Here is a 15,935-nt window from a genome sequence, read left to right as displayed (position 1 = left end):
AGGATCGTTCATGACTGACTCCCGATTGCAACGCGCCTACGATAGCGCCCGTCGCTGGTTGCGCGAAGAACTGCCTCAGGCCGAAGAACAAGCCGCCCAGAGTCTGCTGCACGTCATGAGCACGATTCGCGAGTATCTGGTGGCAGCCGAAGAACTCACTCGCGATGAAGCACAACTCGTTGCCGAAACGCTGCGCTACGACCTGCGCGAAGCGGCACACCACTGGCAGGATCTGAAACTCGAATACGTCGACTGGGCCAAGTTCGACGTCGAACGCATCGAAACGGCTGTTCTGGAGAAACTCCGGGCCGCGGCCGATCCCACCTGGGTGGAACTGGCCCGCTTCCAGGGCGGCCGCGAGCGCCTGAAGGATGGTCCCGCGCCGGAATAGCACGCCGTCCTTGCTGCGCAAAGACGAACTGCCCTCCTGACTCGGGAGTCTGAACGGACCGTTTGTTCAACGCAGAGAACGCAGAGGGGCGCAGAGAACGCTGAGAAAAGCGGTTCAGCAGTAGATCTTCGTTGGATCGTTGCCGAGGGTGACGTGCCAGGGCGTCTCGCCTTCCAAGGCGACGCTGACTTGTGGGCCCTCCGAGGACAGTGCTGCCAGCGCGGAGAACCCTCAGGGACACAAATGCGTCATTCCCGCGCAAGCCGGAATCCAGTGCTTTCATGCACTTGGGCATGCGTAGATTCCCGCTTTCGCGGGAATCACGAATGATTCAGAGGATTCCTCCATGGCGAAGGTCTCTTCTGCCCTTCTCCGCGTTCTCTGCGCCCCTCTGCGTTCTCCGCGTTGACCGCCTTTCCCCCAGGACGCCGTAAGTCAACGCCGCGCCGGCAGGGCTTCCTTTTCGATCTGCTCCAGCGTGGCGTGGCGCACATCGGTGCCGCGCACGATGTAGACCAGGTGCTCGGCGATATTGGCGGCGTGATCGGCCACCCGGTCGACAGCGCGCGTGATCGAGAGCATATCCAGCAAGCCCGGCACCGAATCAGGCTGGGCGGACATCCGCCGCACCACTTCCTTGCTGACTGCCGAGGTATCGCGGGCGAAGCTGCGGTTGCTGCGCAACACGGCCACTGCAGCCTCCAGATCGCTGCGCACGAAGGCATCGAGGGCATCGCGCAGCAATCTGCGGGCGCGCTCGGCCAGTCCATCGATATCGCTGACCCAACCGCTGTCGCTTGCTCCGCTTTCCTCCACGCTGGCACTCAAGCGCGCAATCTTGCGGGCCTTGTCGCCGATGCGTTCCAGTTCGGACACGATCTTGCTGACACCCAGCACCATGCGCAGATCACTGGCCGCCGGCTGGCGCTTGGCGATGACATGCGCGCAGGCATCGTCTATGCGCACTTCCAGCAGATTCACCGAGGCGTCGTTGGCCACGACCTCATCGGCCAGCAAGGACTTGGCGGTCAGCAGGGCTTCGATGGCTCGCTTGAACTGCTCATCCACCAGCCCACCCATTTCCACGACCCGCGTGCGCAGGGCGGTCAGATCAGCGTCGAACTGTTTCGACAAGTGATCGCTCATGTTCATTCTTGTTCTCCCTGCGCCGCAACGACGGAGGCCGCGCAGTCAGCATTGTGACAGTTCTCAGCCGAAGCGCCCGGTGATGTAGTCCTCGGTCTGCTTCTTTTGTGGCCGGAAGAAGACATCATCTGTCCAGCCAAATTCAATCAGGTCGCCCAGATACATGTAGGCGGTGAAGTCGGAAACACGCGCGGCCTGCTGCATGTTGTGGGTCACGATCAGGATGGTGACCTTGTTGCGCAACTCGTGGATCAACTCCTCGATGCTGGCAGTGGCTATAGGATCCAGCGCGCTGGTCGGTTCATCGAAGAGCAGCAGTTCGGGATCGCAGGCCAGCGCACGGGCAATGCACAGACGTTGCTGCTGCCCGCCCGACAGGGTGGTGCCGAGGTCATCCAGCCGATCCTTGACCTCCTTCCACAGCGCTGCATTCTTCAGCGCCTCCTCCACCCGATCCATCAGCACCGTGCGTCGCTTCTCGCCGCGTATGCGCAGGCCATAAGCCACGTTCTCGAAGATCGACTTGGGAAAAGGATTGGGCTTCTGGAACACCATTGCCAGACGCATGCGCACTTCGATCGGGTCGACATCGCGCGACAGCAGATTGACATCGTCGGGATGCAGGCGGATCTCGCCGTCGTAGCGGGTGCCCGGATAGAGATCGTGCATGCGGTTGAAACAACGCAGAAAGGTGCTCTTGCCGCAACCCGAAGGCCCGATCAATGCGGTGACGCGCTTGTCGTAGATAGGCAGGTTGATCGCGTTGAGCGCCTGCTTGTCGCCGTAGAAGAAGTTCAGATCGCGAGCTTCAGCCTTCTTGGCCAGCGTGGCGAGATCGGGTTTTTTCGGCTCGTCGTTCATCGGAATCACCAGTTGAGGTTACGGCGCAGGCGGTAGCGCAGCCAGATGGCAATGGCATTCATCGCCAGCGTCATGGCCACCAGCACCAGGGCCGCCGCTGAGGCATTGGCCTGAAAGGCTTCCTCCGGGCGTGAGGTCCAGCCGAAGATCTGAATGGGCATGGCTGTGAAGGGCGACCACAGCCAGTCGAAGTTGATGAAGGGAAAGCTGCCATCGATCGGCGGCGGTGGCAGGAAGGCAATGAAGCTGACCGCACCGATGGTCACGATCGGCGCCGTCTCGCCGATGGCACGCGACAGACCGATGATCACGCCGGTGAGGATGCCGGGCATGGAGTACGGCAGCACGTGGTCCTTGACCATCTGCCAGCGGGTGGCACCCAGCGCATAGGCCGCCTCTCGGATGGCCCCGGGTACGGCACGGATGGCTTCGCGCGTGGCCACGATCACCACCGGCAGGATCAGCAGCGCCAGCGTCAGGCCCGCCGTGAGCACGCTGGCGCCGAGGCCAAAGGTGTGCACGAACAGGCCGAGCGCCAACAGGCCGTAGACAATCGAGGGCACGCCGGCCAGATTGTTGATGTTGATCTCGATCAGCGCCGTCATCCGATTGCGAGGCGCGTATTCCTCCAGATAGATGCCTGCCGAAACACCCACCGGCACAGCGACGAAGGCGGTCACCAACATCACCACGAAGCTGCCCACCCAGGCTGCCAGAATACCGGCGCGTTCGGGGCGGCGGGAGGCAAACTCGGTGAAGAAGCTCCCGTTCAATCGACTCCAGCCGTCACTGACCATGTCAAGGAACAGGGCGACGAAGGTGCAGGCGGCGAACAGCAGGGCCGCCACCCCCAAGCAGACGAACAGTACATCCTTGCGCTTGGCGCGGGCGATGGTCGCCTGCAGATCGGCAGCGACAGCCATCTCAGTACTCCTCTCGAAAGCGACGGCGCAACCAGTAGCCGAGCAGGTTGAAACACAGGGTCAGCACGAACAAGGTCAGACCGGCAGCAAAGATGGTCTGATAGCCAACACTGCCATGGGGCAGATCGCCCTTGGCCACCTGCACGATGTAGGCGGTAATCGTCGCTGCCTGTTCCGTTGGATTGAAGGTCAGATTGGGCTGCATGCCCGCGGCCACGGCAACGATCATGGTTTCGCCGACCGCGCGAGAGATTCCCAGAATGTAGGCCGCGGCCAGTCCGGAAAAGGCCGCTGGCACAACCACGCTCAACGCCACCTGCAGGCGGGTCGCACCCATCGCATAGGCCCCCTCGCGCAGTGCCATCGGCACCGCGCGCATGGCGTCCTCACTGATGGAGCTGATGTAGGGCACGATCATCACGCCCATCACCAGTCCCGCCGACAACAGATTGAAGCCAGGCAAACCCGGTATGAACTGCTTGAGCAGCGGAGTCACGAAGAACAGGGCGAAGTAACCAAAGACGATGGTCGGAATGCCGGCCAGCAACTCCAGCACCGGCTTGGCGATCTCGCGTGTGCGTGCCGAGGCAAACTCCGACAGGTAGATCGCCAGAATCGTGCCCACGGGGATGGCCACGCACAGCGCGATACCCGAACTGGTCAATGTGCCGGACAGCAGCACCCAGATGCCGAAATGAGGGTCGGAAAACAGCGGTGTCCACTGCGAATCGGTAAAGAAACTGATGATCGACACTTCGCGGAAGAAGGCGATTGATTCCTTCAGCAGGATGAACACGATACCGACGGTGGTCGCCACTGCCACCAAGGCAGCACTGAACAGCAAGCCCTCGATGAATCGCTCGCGCAGGTGACGTGAACGCCGATAGCGCAGCCTTCCGGCAACCTCCTGACTGGATAACGCTGGTCCCATCTTTCCCCCGAAGCTCGTCAAGCACGACGGGCGCGATCAGCTCGCGCCCGTCGTGACCAAACATCTAGTCTACCGATTCAGCGTTACAGGCTCGCTTCGCGCTCAAGCAGTTCTTCGATGGTGATGGACGTCGCCGGCTCGCCGTGGAACACGGTGCCAACCTTGCCTTCGGCCAGATGCTTGCGTACGCCATCATAGGCGGCCTTTGGCAGCGGCACATAGCGCACCTCTCGGGCCAACTCGGCGACGTTGTCGAAGTAGAAATCGAGGAACTGCTTGATCTCGGGACGTTCCATCGATTTTGCACTGACATAGACGAACATCGGTCGCGCCAGCGGCACATAGGTGCCGGCGATGACCGCCTCTTCGCTCGGCAGCACGCCCGGAGCGCCTTCGGTCGGCGCAATCGCCAGAGCCTTGAGCTTGTCCTGATTCTCGGCGTAATAGGCATAGCCGAAATAACCGAGCGCATTCACATCCTGGGCTACGCCCTGGACCAGCGTGTTGTCGTCTTCCGATGCCGTGTAGTCGCCGCGGCTGGACTTGGCCTTGCCGACCACGGCCTCGGTGAAGTAGTCAAAGGTGCCGGAATCGGAACCAGCGCCGTAGAGCTTGAATTCGGCATCCGGCCAACTCGGATCGATCTGGTTCCAACGCGAGATGGTGCCTTGTGACTCGGGCGCCCAAATCTTCTTCAGCTGCTCGACGGTAATTGTCGACAGGAACTCGTTCTTGGGATTGGCGACCACGGTCAGTGCGTCGAAAGCCACCGGCAGTTCGTAGTAGCTGATGCCAGCAGCGGCGCAGATCTCCATTTCCGACTTCTGGATCGGTCGCGAGGCATTGGCGATGTCCAGCTCGCCGCGGCAGAACTTCTTGAAGCCGCCGCCCGTACCGGAAACGCCCACCGTCACCTTCAGCTTGCCCTGGTTCTGCATCTGGAATTCTTCGGCGATCGCCTCGCTGATCGGATAGACCGTGCTGGAACCGTCCAGCTGAATGACCTGAGCCTGGGCCGCAGGCGCCGTCGAGCTGGCTACGCTGTCCGTGGCCGGAGCGGGTGCCTCTGGCGAACCGCAGGCGACCAGCGCCAGGGCAACCATCGACGACAGCAGGGAAACTCGGAGGGTTTTCATCAGGGCTACTCAACTGGGGAAGATGGAACGAGAGTGTGTGATGGAAACATTGCAGCTATATGACAATGCCGCAGCAATTCTTGCGTTCATCGCGCAAACAAGGGCCTAAACCACCATTGATGGCAGATTTGCGAAAGACGGGTGATGCTTTGGTCATCATGCTGTAACAAAGCGGTCACATGCTTGTCTCCATTCCGTCACCGAGACTTCCGCCATGTTGCCTCGCGTCATTGCCTGCGCCCTGATCTCCAACCTTGCTCTGACTTCCCTGCCCGCCCGTGCCGACGACTGGAAGTGGTCAGCCAACGGCAATACCCACCTGGACTGGAACCGTACCAACGAGGGAGACCAGAGCACGAGCCTCAGCGGCATCCGACGGAGTCGGATTGCGGTTGGCGTGAAAGCACCGAATGGCTTCGATGCCAAGGCTGAATATGACGTCCACAGCGATGTCTGGACGGATATGTTCATCCGATGGCGTCCCAACGCGAACCATGCCGTGCGCGTGGGCCAGTACAAGCAACCCTTGTATCTGGACGAGCAGACCAGCGACCGCTACACGATGTTCATGGAGCAGGGCTTGCCCAGCAGCTTCTCGATAGCGCGGCGACTGGGCGTGGAATATGTGTACGCCCGCGGCCCCTGGCGCGCCACGGTCAGCACCTATGACAGCGATGCCGAGGGCCGCAATGGCGGCACCGGCCTTGGCGCCCGTGTGGTATGGGCGCCGATCAACACCGAAACCTCGGTCGTCCACTTCGGCCTTGCGGCCACGACCGAAGCGCCGGACAGCAAGAGCGCGCGCTTCAATTCGCGCAGCGAGGCCTCGAACTTCTCGCCAAGGCGCTTCGACACCGGCTCGATTGCCGGTGTCTCGGATATTCGTCGGACCGGTCTGGAAGCCCTGTGGATCGAGGGCTCATGGTCGGTCCAGGGCGAATACCTGCGTGCCGATCTGGCCCGATCGGGCGCCTCAGACCTGAGCTTTGACGGCTGGTATGTCCAGACCAGTTGGTTCCCCAGCGGCGACCGCCGCGGCTACAAGGAAGGCGCCATCGACGGCCCTGTGCTGGGTGAGGACGGACGCGCGTTTGAACTGGCATTGCGTGTCAGCCATCTGGATCTGGACGATGGACTGGTGCGCGGCGGCAACACCATCAATGTCACCGCGGGTGCCACCTGGTACCTCAACAAGAATGTTCGACTGGTGGCCAACTACGTGCACGTGGATGGCGAACGCGGCAGCGCGATCGTTGACCCGAACATCCTCGAGACCCGGATTCAGTTGTCGTACTGAGGTACGGGAATCGAGAATCGAGAATCGAGAATCGGGGCACGGGGCACGGGGCACGGGCACGGGCACGGGCACGGGCACGGGCACGGGCACGGGCAGGATGGTTCAATGCTCGGGCGGCGCTAGTCCCGCTTTTCTGGGTCCAGACTTGTCTGGAGCTACAGAAGCCGGCACATGGTTGTGGTTGCGACCCTTCGAGTGCCTGCTTTGGCCGTCTGCGCATAGACTCGGGGCACTGCCCTGTCCCCGAATCCCATGCGCGTCGTCATCAAGATTGGTACCTCCACCGCCACCGAAGACGGGCGCCTGTCGGCACCGCGCTTGATCGAGTACGCCCGGACGCTGGCGGGCCTGACGGCCGCTGGCCATCAGATCGCCTGGGTCAGCTCGGGTGCGGTCGCAGCCGGGCGCGAGGCCCTGGGCATTGCCCCGGGTGAGCGTCGGGTGGCGGCCAAGCAGATGCTTGCCGCCGTCGGGCAACCGCGACTGATGGCGCTCTACAGTGAGCTGTTTGGTCACTACCGACAGACCGTGGCCCAAGTGCTGCTCACGCGCACCGATCTGGAGCAACGCCGCAGCTATCTGAATGCGCGCCGCACCTTCGAAGAGCTGTACGCCCACGGAGTGCTGCCCATCGTCAACGAGAACGACACCGTGGCCACCGAAGAGATCCGCGTCGGCGACAACGATCAGCTGTCGGCGCTGGTCGCCAATCTGATTGATGCGCGTCTGTTGATTCTGCTGACCGATCAACAGGGCCTGTTCGATGCCGATCCACGGCTGTCGCCTGAGGCTCAGCTGGTTCCGCGCGTCGACACACCGGAGATACCCGAGGCGCTGTGGCAGGCGGCGGGCGGTCGCGCCGGCGCTCATGGCACCGGCGGCATGCTGACCAAGCTGCGTGCTGCCGACATCGCCCGGCGCGGCGGCACCGAAGTGGTCATCGCCAGCGGCGCCGATCCCCAGGTGATCTCGCGCTTGATCGAAGGCGCGGCGATCGGCACCCGTTTCAGCGCGCTCACCCCCCCGCGCGAGGCGCGCAAGCGCTACATCCTCGGCGGGCTGCGCACTGGCGTGGGCGTATCCATTGATTCAGGTGCCGAACAGGCATTGAGTCAGGGAAAAAGCCTGCTGGGCGTGGGCATCAGGCGGGTCGACGGCGATTTTGATCGTGGCGACACGGTCACGGTTCACACCGAAAGCGGACGTGCGTTGGCACGCGGCATCGCCAACTACGGCGCCAGTGAGCTCAAACGCATCGCCGGCAAGCGCTCCGGCGAAGTCGAGCTGATCCTCGGCTATGACTTCGGCCCGGAATTCATCCATCGCGACGATCTGGTGATGCTATGAAAGTGATCGAGTCCGTTCGTGCGCAAGCGGCCGCCGCGCGCACTTCATGCCGTGTGCTCAAGCGCAGCAGTTCCGCGGAGCGCGACGCCTTCCTGATCGGACTGGCCAGCATTCTGCGTGAGCAGAGCGAGGCCATCGTCGCCGCCAACCGCACCGATCTGGATCAGGGCGCGATCGCCGGCCTGGATGGCGCCATGCTTGACCGGCTGCGGCTGACGCCGGCACGCATCGAGGGCATGGCCAGCGATCTGGAGCGCATCGCCGCGCTCGCCGACCCGCTCGGTCAACGTTTTGAAGTGCACACGCTGCGCAATGGCCTGCGTGCCCACAAGCGCCGGGTGCCGCTGGGCGTGCTCGGCGTCATCTACGAATCGCGGCCCAATGTCACCATCGACGTCGCCGCGCTGGCGATCAAGACCGGCAATGCGGCGGTACTGCGGGGCGGCAAGGAGGCGATTGCCAGCAACCGCATCCTGCTGCGCATAGCCAGGGAGGCGCTCAGCAGCAGCGGCCTGCCCGTCGAGGCACTGCAGTTCATCGACTCGATCGAGCGCGAGGCCAGTCTGGCTCTGCTGCAGCAGGATGATCTGGTCGATCTGATCATCCCCCGCGGCGGCGCCGGCCTGCATGCCTTCTGCCGCCGCGAAAGTCGCATACCCGTGATCACTGGCGGCATCGGCATCTGCCATCTGTATGTGGACCAGGCCGCCGATCTGGCGCGGGCGCTGCCGGTGATCCGCAACGCCAAGGTACAAAGGCCCACCGTCTGCAACGCACTGGATACAGTGCTGATACACCGCCAGGTGGCTGCCGACTTTGTACCTGAACTGGTGCGAACGCTGGCAGCCGATGGCGTCGAATTCCGCTGCGATGAGCGGGCCCTGGCGCTGGCTGCCAACCAGACATCAGCACGGGTGAGCCCTGCGGGCAGCGCGGATTTCGACACGGAATGGCTGTCTCTGATGCTCGGCATCGCCATCGTCGACGATGCCGAAGCCGCCATGCGCCATATCGAAGCCCATTCCAGCGGTCATTCCGACGGCATCCTCAGTGATGACGCGGTGCTGGCAGAGGAGTTCCTGGCCCGCATCGATTCCGCCGCGGTCTACTGGAACTCCAGCACCCGCTTCACCGACGGCGGCGAGCTGGATCTGGGCGCTGAAGTGGCCGTGTCCACCCAGAAACTGCATGCCCGTGGGCCGATGGGTTTGACCGAACTGACCAGCTACAAATGGGTGCTGGAAGGCGACTACAGCTCGCGGGTGTAGGTTGCCTTGAATGTAGGTCACGCTGCTCGCGTTGCTGGCTAGCCCGCATTTCTTACACCTGTTGCGGAAGATCGCGCAGGGCTTTGCGACTAGCGCAAGGCGCGACGACGAGGAATGGTGATTCCATTGCGAGGAGGAGCAACGCAGCGATAGTCGTAAAGAACCAGCGAGGTCCGCAAAGCGGGCAGATGCAGCCAAACGGTCTGTGACTGGTGCGTGCCTCGGAATCGCCTTGAACCACTAGGAAATTGGGGGCATCTGCTCGCGCAGGTGTGAGAAATGCGGGCTAGGTGACAATCGCTGCTCACGCGGAGCCGCGGAGAAGAGCGAAGCACCTCGGATTCTCTCCGCGTTCTCGGCGTCTCCGCGTGAGCCCGCTGCCTTGCTATTCCTGGCCACCCGCGCGGGTCAGTCGTTCTGCACGCTTCGCCGATGACTGAAGATGAAATAGCGGCGGATGCCGAAGTTCCAGAAGAACACCACGCCGGTCGCCAGCACCTTGGCGATCAGCACATCCACGCCCAGCTGTTTGAAGAACATCCACAGGGCAAACTGGTTCATGGCCAGGCCCATGGCGCTGACCAGAAACACCAGACCTATCTCGGTGCGCTTGCCAAAGCGCGCGCCCGAGGTGAAGACGAAAGTGATGGACAGCACATAGTTGACGGCGGTGGCCAGCACGAAGCTGAGGGCTGAAGCGCCGAACCAGTGCCAGCCGAGCAGCTTCACCAGAATGGCGAACAGGGTGAAGTCGACGGCTGCAGCGGCGCCTCCGACCAAAAAATAGCGGGCAATGATCATCGCCGCAGGTTGTACTTGAGGATGCACCAGATCGCGCGTACGCCGTCGCGCCAGCCGATCTTCTTGCCCTCGGCATAGGTGCGGCCGTGATAGGAAATGCCCACCTCGTAGATGCGACAGCCCGTCCGCGCCACCTTGGCGGTGATTTCCGGCTCGAAGCCGAAGCGCTTTTCCTCGATGGTGATGCCCTGGATGATGTCCCGCCGGAACACCTTGTAGCAGGTCTCCATGTCGGTCAGGTTCAAGTTGGTGAACATGTTCGACAGCAGTGTCAGGAAACCATTGCCCACGCTGTGCCAGAAATACAGCACGCGGTGCGGATGACCGCCCATGAAGCGCGAACCGAAGACCACATCGGCCTGGTCCGCCAGGATCGGCGCCAGCAGGATCGGGTACTCGTTGGGGTCGTATTCCAGATCGGCATCCTGGATCAGCACCACATCGCCGGTGGCGGCGGCAATGCCATCTCGCACCGCCGCGCCCTTGCCCTGGTTGACGGGGTGAATCACCAGCTTGTGGATGCGCTCACGCAGCGGCCCGGTCAACAGCGCCTGGGTACCGTCGGTGGAGGCGTCATCAACAACGATGATCTCCTTGTCGACGTGCGGCGAATTCTCCACCGCAGTGAGCACCTCGGCGATGGTGGCGCGCTCGTTGAAGCAGGGGATCACCACACTCAGGCGCATGTCAGGGGAGCTCCTCGGTCATCCACAGTCTTGGCATCCTCTCGCCGATTATCGAGGGCACGAGGGCGCGAGGGCACGCAAAGGCAGCTTCGAAGCGAGCTTGTGACTTGCCCTGCCCTGGTGCCCTCTCCGCTCAAAACGCGGCGTTGCCGGGCGTACGCGGGTACGGAATCACGTCGCGGATATTGGCCATGCCGGTGACGTAGGCCACCAGGCGTTCGAATCCCAGTCCGAAGCCGGCGTGCGGCACCGTGCCATAGCGGCGGAAATCGCGATACCACTGGTAGTCGTGCGGCTGCAGTCCAAACTGGATCATGCGCCGATCGAGCAGATCGATGCGCTCTTCGCGCTGACTGCCGCCGATGATCTCGCCGATGCCCGGCGCCAGCACGTCCATGGCCGCCACGGTCTTGCCGTCGTCGTTGAGACGCATGTAGAAGGCCTTGATCTGTTCCGGGTAGTTCATGACCACCACCGGCCGGCCCACGTACTCCTCGGTCAGATAACGCTCGTGCTCGGTCTGCAGATCGGCACCCCAATGCACCGGGAATTCGAAGGCCTTCTTGGCCTTCTGCAGGGCGAGCACGGCATCGCCGTAATCAATACGGGCGAATTCGGAGTTGGCCATCTGCTCCAGTCGCGCCACCACGCCCTTGTGAATGCGCTCATCGAAGAAAGCGAGATCCTCGGCACAGCGATCAAGCACGTCCTTGAACACCGATTTCAGCAAGGCCTCGGCCAGATTGGCGTCGTCGTTCAGATCGGCAAAGGCAATTTCCGGCTCGATCATCCAGAACTCGGCCAGATGTCGCGGCGTGTTGGAGTTTTCGGCACGGAAGGTGGGGCCGAAGGTGTAAACCTTGCTCAGCGCCAGGCAATAGCCCTCGACCGCCAGCTGTCCGGATACGGTCAGGAAGGCTTCCTTGCCGAAAAAATCCTCGGAAAAGTCGATCTTGCCGGCATCCGTGCGCGGCAGATTGGCCAGGTCGAGCGTGGACACCCGGAACAGCTGACCGGCCCCTTCGCAGTCACTGGCGGTGATGATCGGGGTGTTGACCCAGCAGAAACCGTGGCTATCGAAAAAGCGATGGATGGACTGGGCGATGGCATGACGTACCCGGGTAACCGCGCCGAAGGTGTTGGTGCGCGGTCGCAGATGGGCGACTTCGCGCAGGAACTCGTAGGAATGCGCCTTGGGCTGGATCGGATAGGTTTCCGGATCATCGACCAGACCCAGTACCCGCACGGAATCAGCCTGGATCTCAAAGGCCTGGCCCTTGCCCTGCGAAACCACCAGCGTGCCGGTCGCCTCGATCGAGCAACCGCTGGTCAGCAGCTGGATTTCGCTGGCGTAGTTGTCCAGCGTGGCCGGCGCCACAATCTGCAGATTGGACATGCAGCTGCCATCATTCACCTGAATGAAGGAGATGCCGGCCTTGGAATCGCGCCGTGTACGCACCCAACCCTTGACCGTCACCTTGCTGCCTTCGGCGTGCGCTCCTGCCAACGCGTCCTTCACCGTGCTCCAGGCCATGCTCTTGATTTCCCGATGATCGAACCGCATTCAGCGGCGAGGCTGCGGATGATACAGTGGCCGACAGAGACTGGCGCCCCGAGCATCCGGCGCCCCGCCACAAAGTGAGTATGGAAATGCCGATTACCCTGACCCCCGCCGCCGCCGATCGCGTCCGCCACTTCGTGGTCGAACAGGGTGGAGGCCTGGGCCTGCGCCTGGGCGTACGCAAGACCGGCTGCAGCGGCTGGGCCTATACGGTTGACAAGGCCGAAGCCATCGGCGACGACGATCAGGTCTTCGAACAGTTCGGCGTCAAGGTGGTCATCGATTCCAAGGCGCTGGCCCTGCTCGACGGTACCGAAGTCGATTTCGTCCGCCAGGGCCTGAATCGCAACTTCGTGTTCCGCAATCCCAATGTCGCCGGGGAATGTGGCTGCGGCGAGAGCTTCTCGGTGGAGCGCGCGGCGATCTGATGGGTGCGGCATGACCACAGCAGCAAAGCGTTTTTCCGCAAAGGACGCAAAAAACGCAAAGTAGAGCCAAGATCTTCAATGGGCTGGGTTTGATTGCCGCCGACTCGAGTCCAGAGTCACCCGAGAGGGTCAGAGCATGGCTGACCAAGGTCACCTGGGTGGACGGCTCGCTTCGCTTGGGAGCAAACCGCAACATCACCCTGCACTGGGCGTATTTCGGCTTCGTTTTGGGGAAACGAGCCGCTGACTGCCCATCTCCCATTGGCATTGTTTGCGTCCTTTGCCTCCCTTGCGGACGAAAATCTGCTTTCCAGACCGCCAAAAAACTACGTCCGACAGCCTGCTAGCCCGCCGTCTTCAACAACCTCTCCAGTTCATCCGAGGCCCGTCTGAACTCGATGCCGGCCTGCCTGGCCATGCCGGTGGCATCGCGCAGCGTGCCGGCGCGGGCGCCATGTTCGATCAACTTGGCCACGTCTGACAGCGCCATCGCACCCAGATTGGCGCTGGTCGATTTCAGCGAGTGGGCCGGCGCAATCATGGCCGAGACATCACCCCGTTCGGCTGCCGCCGACAGGAGCTGAAGGTTCTTGGGCGTGTCTTCCAGGTAGACCCGAACCAGGGACGTGAACTCGCTGCCCATGACATCAATCAGCTCATTGACGATGCTCTCGTTGATTGACGGGGCCGTGGGCGTAAGCTTGACCGGCTCGGAACTGCGTACCGGCACCGGTGCCGGGGCTGGAGCGGCCGGCTTGGCCGATGTAACTGCCTCCGCGCCCGGCACGGACGGTCGATTCTTGGGCATCCACTTGCGGATGGTCTGTTCCAGCAGCCCCCTGTTCAGCGGCTTGGACATGTAGTCGTCCATTCCAGAAGCCAGGCACTTTTCCCGGTCACCGGCCATCGCATTGGCAGTCATGGCGATGATGGGAATACGCGGGATCGAGCGTTCCTGCTCCAGCGTGCGCCGCGAACGCGTGGCGGTGTAGCCGTCCATGACTGGCATCTGGCAGTCCATCAGCACCACGTCATAGCTGCCGCGGCCCATCATTTCGAAGGCCTCCTTGCCGTTCTCGGCGACGTCGAAACTGATGCCGATCAGGGACAACAGGCGTTGAGCCACCTGACGATTGACCGGATTGTCCTCGACCAGCAGGGCATGTCCGCTGAGCTTGGCCTGCGGCTGGGCATCGCTGGCGGCCGCCGTCGGGGCCTGGGCTGCGGCGCCGGCACCCAGCCGGGCCGCTTCCTCCAGCAGGTTGAAGCGTCGCTCACCGGGCGCTTCCACTTCCAGCAACTTGTTCAGCATCTGCATCAGATCAGATTCGCTGAACTGCCGTTTCACCTGGGCCATGCGGGCCGGCTCGATCGTCAGCTCAGCAGGTACGGGCTCTTCACCCTCGAAGAAGACCAGCTTCAAGCGTTCGAGGATGGGCTCACGGCCGACGTTTCGCGCTAGCGCCGGCGCCGTGTTGCGCATGCTGCCAAGGTCGACGAGTGCCACATCGAAGGCCCAGTTCTCGCCCAGCGTTGCGGAAGACTTCAGCTTGCTGATGGCATCGGCAGTGGTGTTGGTGGCGATCTGGCTGATCCCCCAGCTCTGGCAGTAGCCAGTCAGTCGCTGGGTCAGCTTGGCGTCGGTGCTGACGATGAGCGCGCGCGCGCCCGACAGATCGCGACGATTCGCGCCTACGTCGCCGATGGCCTTCAGAAACGAGACGCTGAACCAGAATACCGAGCCCTTGCCGAGTTCGCTCTTGAGCCCGATCTTGCCGCCCATCAACTCGATGATGCGCTTGCAGATGACCAGCCCGAGCCCGGTTCCGCCATAGTTGCGGGTGGTCGAGGTATCGGCCTGCGAAAAGGGCTGGAACAATTTCTCGGCCTTCTCCGGCGCAATGCCCATGCCGGTGTCGCGCACGGCAAACAGAACCTCCGAATGCGTGCGGGTCTCTCCGCGCTTGCTGATCTGGATCTGGATCGAGCCCTTCTCGGTGAACTTGATGGCATTGCTGACCAGATTGGACAAGACCTGGCGTAGACGTACCGGATCACCCCGACATGCCAGGCGCACATTGGGATCAAAGCTGACGCTGATCTTCAGGCCCTTGTTTTCGGCAGCGCGATCCATCAGGCGCGTCACCGAATCGACCACTTCCTTCAGGTTCAGGCCCACCGTCTCGAGTTCGAGCTTGTTGGCTTCGATCTTGGAGTAGTCGAGGATGTCATCGATGATGCGCAGCAGGTGGCGCGCTGACTGCAGCGAGGTATTCAGGTACTCGCGCTGGTCTACCTCAAGCTTGGTGTCTCGCAGGATTTCCAGCAGCGGAATGATTCCGTTCAGCGGCGTGCGCATCTCATGGCTCATCGTCGCCAGAAATTCGCCTTTGGCCATGTTTGCCGATTCGGCTGCCTGCTTGGCCGCCGCCATTTCCTTTTCGAGATTGCGATGGCGCTCCAGTTCGGTGCGCAGTTGGATCAGTTCATTGGCATCGATCACCGGCCGCGATTCGGGGGAGCTGTCCTTCTCACGCTCCCGGCGCGCCGCGAAGAACTCGGCGAAACTGGGCCGCTGCGACTCGATCCGGGCTTCGGCGAGCAAGGCCATGCGGCGCTCGATCAGCAAATTCAGGATGACCAGAAGCACGGACAGCAGTGCCGCCGTCCACTCAGCCTCGCGCCCTCCCAACAACAGGAACACCATCGGCGCCAACAACAGGACCAGCACGCCCACCAGGAATCTGAACTCGGATGCGAACAGCCACACACTGGCCGTGGCCAGTCCAGCGATGGTCAGCACCATCGGCATGTTGTAGTCGCCGCGTGGCAGGATGCCGTAGGCGACGCCGCCATAGCCCCAGCTCAGCGCACTGAGGATGAGCAGGGCCTGCGCCATCTGGAGAGCGCGGTCCGCATTGCTTTCAAGCAGACGCCACCACATGCCGAAGGCCGCCACTCCCAGTAGCACATGCACTGCGCCCCAGGCCAGCAGCAGGCCACCCGGTGCCCACGACAGCGCTGCCAGCACCGTCAATGCGGCCAGCACCGCGCTACCGACGCACCAGTACAGCACCGCCTCTACGCCGGTCTGCTGACGCCATCTTCCAGCGTCTGCGTGGCCCCCATCACTCATGCTGCCCCCCTGTGGAATATCGT

General features: G+C 62.4%; 14 protein-coding genes. 5 read left to right on the top strand and 9 right to left on the bottom strand.

Annotated features, from left to right (window positions below):
• Positions 1–10: 10 nt before the first annotated feature.
• Positions 11–391: a hypothetical protein gene (locus tag H7A19_03670; protein ID MCP5473920.1), complete on the top strand. Its 381-nt coding sequence runs from the start codon at positions 11–13 to the stop codon at positions 389–391.
• 435 nt (positions 392–826) lie between these two features.
• Here H7A19_03670 and phoU read toward each other — a convergent pair whose 3' ends face one another.
• From phoU to H7A19_03645, 5 genes are all read right to left on the bottom strand, one after another.
• Positions 827–1,537: a phosphate signaling complex protein PhoU gene (phoU, locus tag H7A19_03665; GenBank protein MCP5473919.1), complete on the bottom strand. Its 711-nt coding sequence runs from the start codon at positions 1,535–1,537 to the stop codon at positions 827–829.
• 63 nt (positions 1,538–1,600) lie between these two features.
• Entirely contained in the window at positions 1,601–2,398 is a 798-nt protein-coding gene (gene pstB, locus H7A19_03660) for a phosphate ABC transporter ATP-binding protein (protein ID MCP5473918.1), read from the bottom strand.
• Between the two features lie 5 nt (positions 2,399–2,403).
• Positions 2,404–3,321 carry a phosphate ABC transporter permease PstA gene (gene pstA / locus H7A19_03655; GenBank protein MCP5473917.1) on the bottom strand — a complete coding sequence of 306 codons (918 nt, stop codon included), beginning with the start codon at positions 3,319–3,321 and terminating at the stop codon, positions 2,404–2,406.
• Between the two features lies 1 nt (position 3,322).
• Entirely contained in the window at positions 3,323–4,252 is a 930-nt protein-coding gene (gene pstC, locus H7A19_03650; protein MCP5473916.1) for a phosphate ABC transporter permease subunit PstC, read from the bottom strand.
• A gap of 83 nt (positions 4,253–4,335) precedes the next feature.
• A complete protein-coding gene (locus H7A19_03645; GenBank protein MCP5473915.1) occupies positions 4,336–5,388 on the bottom strand; it encodes a PstS family phosphate ABC transporter substrate-binding protein in 1,053 nt (350 codons plus the stop codon).
• A 214-nt stretch (positions 5,389–5,602) separates the two neighbouring features.
• Between H7A19_03645 and H7A19_03640 the strand changes: the two genes are divergently transcribed.
• The 3 genes from H7A19_03640 to H7A19_03630 all read left to right on the top strand — a co-directional run bounded on the left by H7A19_03640 (position 5,603) and on the right by H7A19_03630 (position 9,300).
• Complete coding sequence (locus tag H7A19_03640) at positions 5,603–6,685, top strand: hypothetical protein (GenBank protein ID MCP5473914.1); 1,083 nt, start codon at positions 5,603–5,605, stop codon at positions 6,683–6,685.
• A gap of 252 nt (positions 6,686–6,937) precedes the next feature.
• Positions 6,938–8,032 (top strand): glutamate 5-kinase, encoded by a 1,095-nt coding sequence (proB, locus tag H7A19_03635; protein MCP5473913.1) that lies wholly within the window; start codon positions 6,938–6,940, stop codon positions 8,030–8,032.
• Positions 8,029–9,300 (top strand): glutamate-5-semialdehyde dehydrogenase, encoded by a 1,272-nt coding sequence (locus H7A19_03630; GenBank protein MCP5473912.1) that lies wholly within the window; start codon positions 8,029–8,031, stop codon positions 9,298–9,300. Before proB ends, H7A19_03630 begins: the two co-directional genes overlap by 4 nt.
• Positions 9,301–9,708: 408 nt before the next feature.
• Here the strand turns inward: H7A19_03630 and H7A19_03625 are convergent, their stop codons facing one another.
• From H7A19_03625 to asnS, 3 genes are all read right to left on the bottom strand, one after another.
• The gene (locus H7A19_03625) at positions 9,709–10,101 is read right to left on the bottom strand and encodes a GtrA family protein (protein ID MCP5473911.1); all 393 of its coding nucleotides are present in this window, start codon (positions 10,099–10,101) and stop codon (positions 9,709–9,711) included.
• Positions 10,098–10,787: a glycosyltransferase family 2 protein gene (locus H7A19_03620; protein ID MCP5473910.1), complete on the bottom strand. Its 690-nt coding sequence runs from the start codon at positions 10,785–10,787 to the stop codon at positions 10,098–10,100. The genes H7A19_03625 and H7A19_03620 overlap by 4 nt, the downstream gene beginning before the upstream one ends.
• Positions 10,788–10,920: 133 nt before the next feature.
• Complete coding sequence (gene asnS, locus H7A19_03615) at positions 10,921–12,321, bottom strand: asparagine--tRNA ligase (protein ID MCP5473909.1); 1,401 nt, start codon at positions 12,319–12,321, stop codon at positions 10,921–10,923.
• Between the two features lie 116 nt (positions 12,322–12,437).
• Here asnS and H7A19_03610 point away from each other — a divergent pair, with 116 nt between their 5' ends.
• Complete coding sequence (locus H7A19_03610; protein ID MCP5473908.1) at positions 12,438–12,776, top strand: iron-sulfur cluster assembly accessory protein; 339 nt, start codon at positions 12,438–12,440, stop codon at positions 12,774–12,776.
• Positions 12,777–13,119: 343 nt separating this feature from the next.
• Here H7A19_03610 and H7A19_03605 read toward each other — a convergent pair whose 3' ends face one another.
• On the bottom strand, positions 13,120–15,912 hold the full coding sequence (locus H7A19_03605) for a response regulator (GenBank protein MCP5473907.1): 2,793 nt from the start codon (positions 15,910–15,912) through the stop codon (positions 13,120–13,122).
• Positions 15,913–15,935: the final 23 nt, after the last annotated feature.

Source organism: Rhodanobacteraceae bacterium (genome assembly GCA_024234055.1).
In the GTDB taxonomy this organism is placed as follows: domain Bacteria; phylum Pseudomonadota; class Gammaproteobacteria; order Xanthomonadales; family SZUA-5; genus JADKFD01.
The sequence above is the reverse complement of the archived record's forward strand: the minus strand, read 5'-3'. Positions and strand labels throughout refer to the sequence as shown.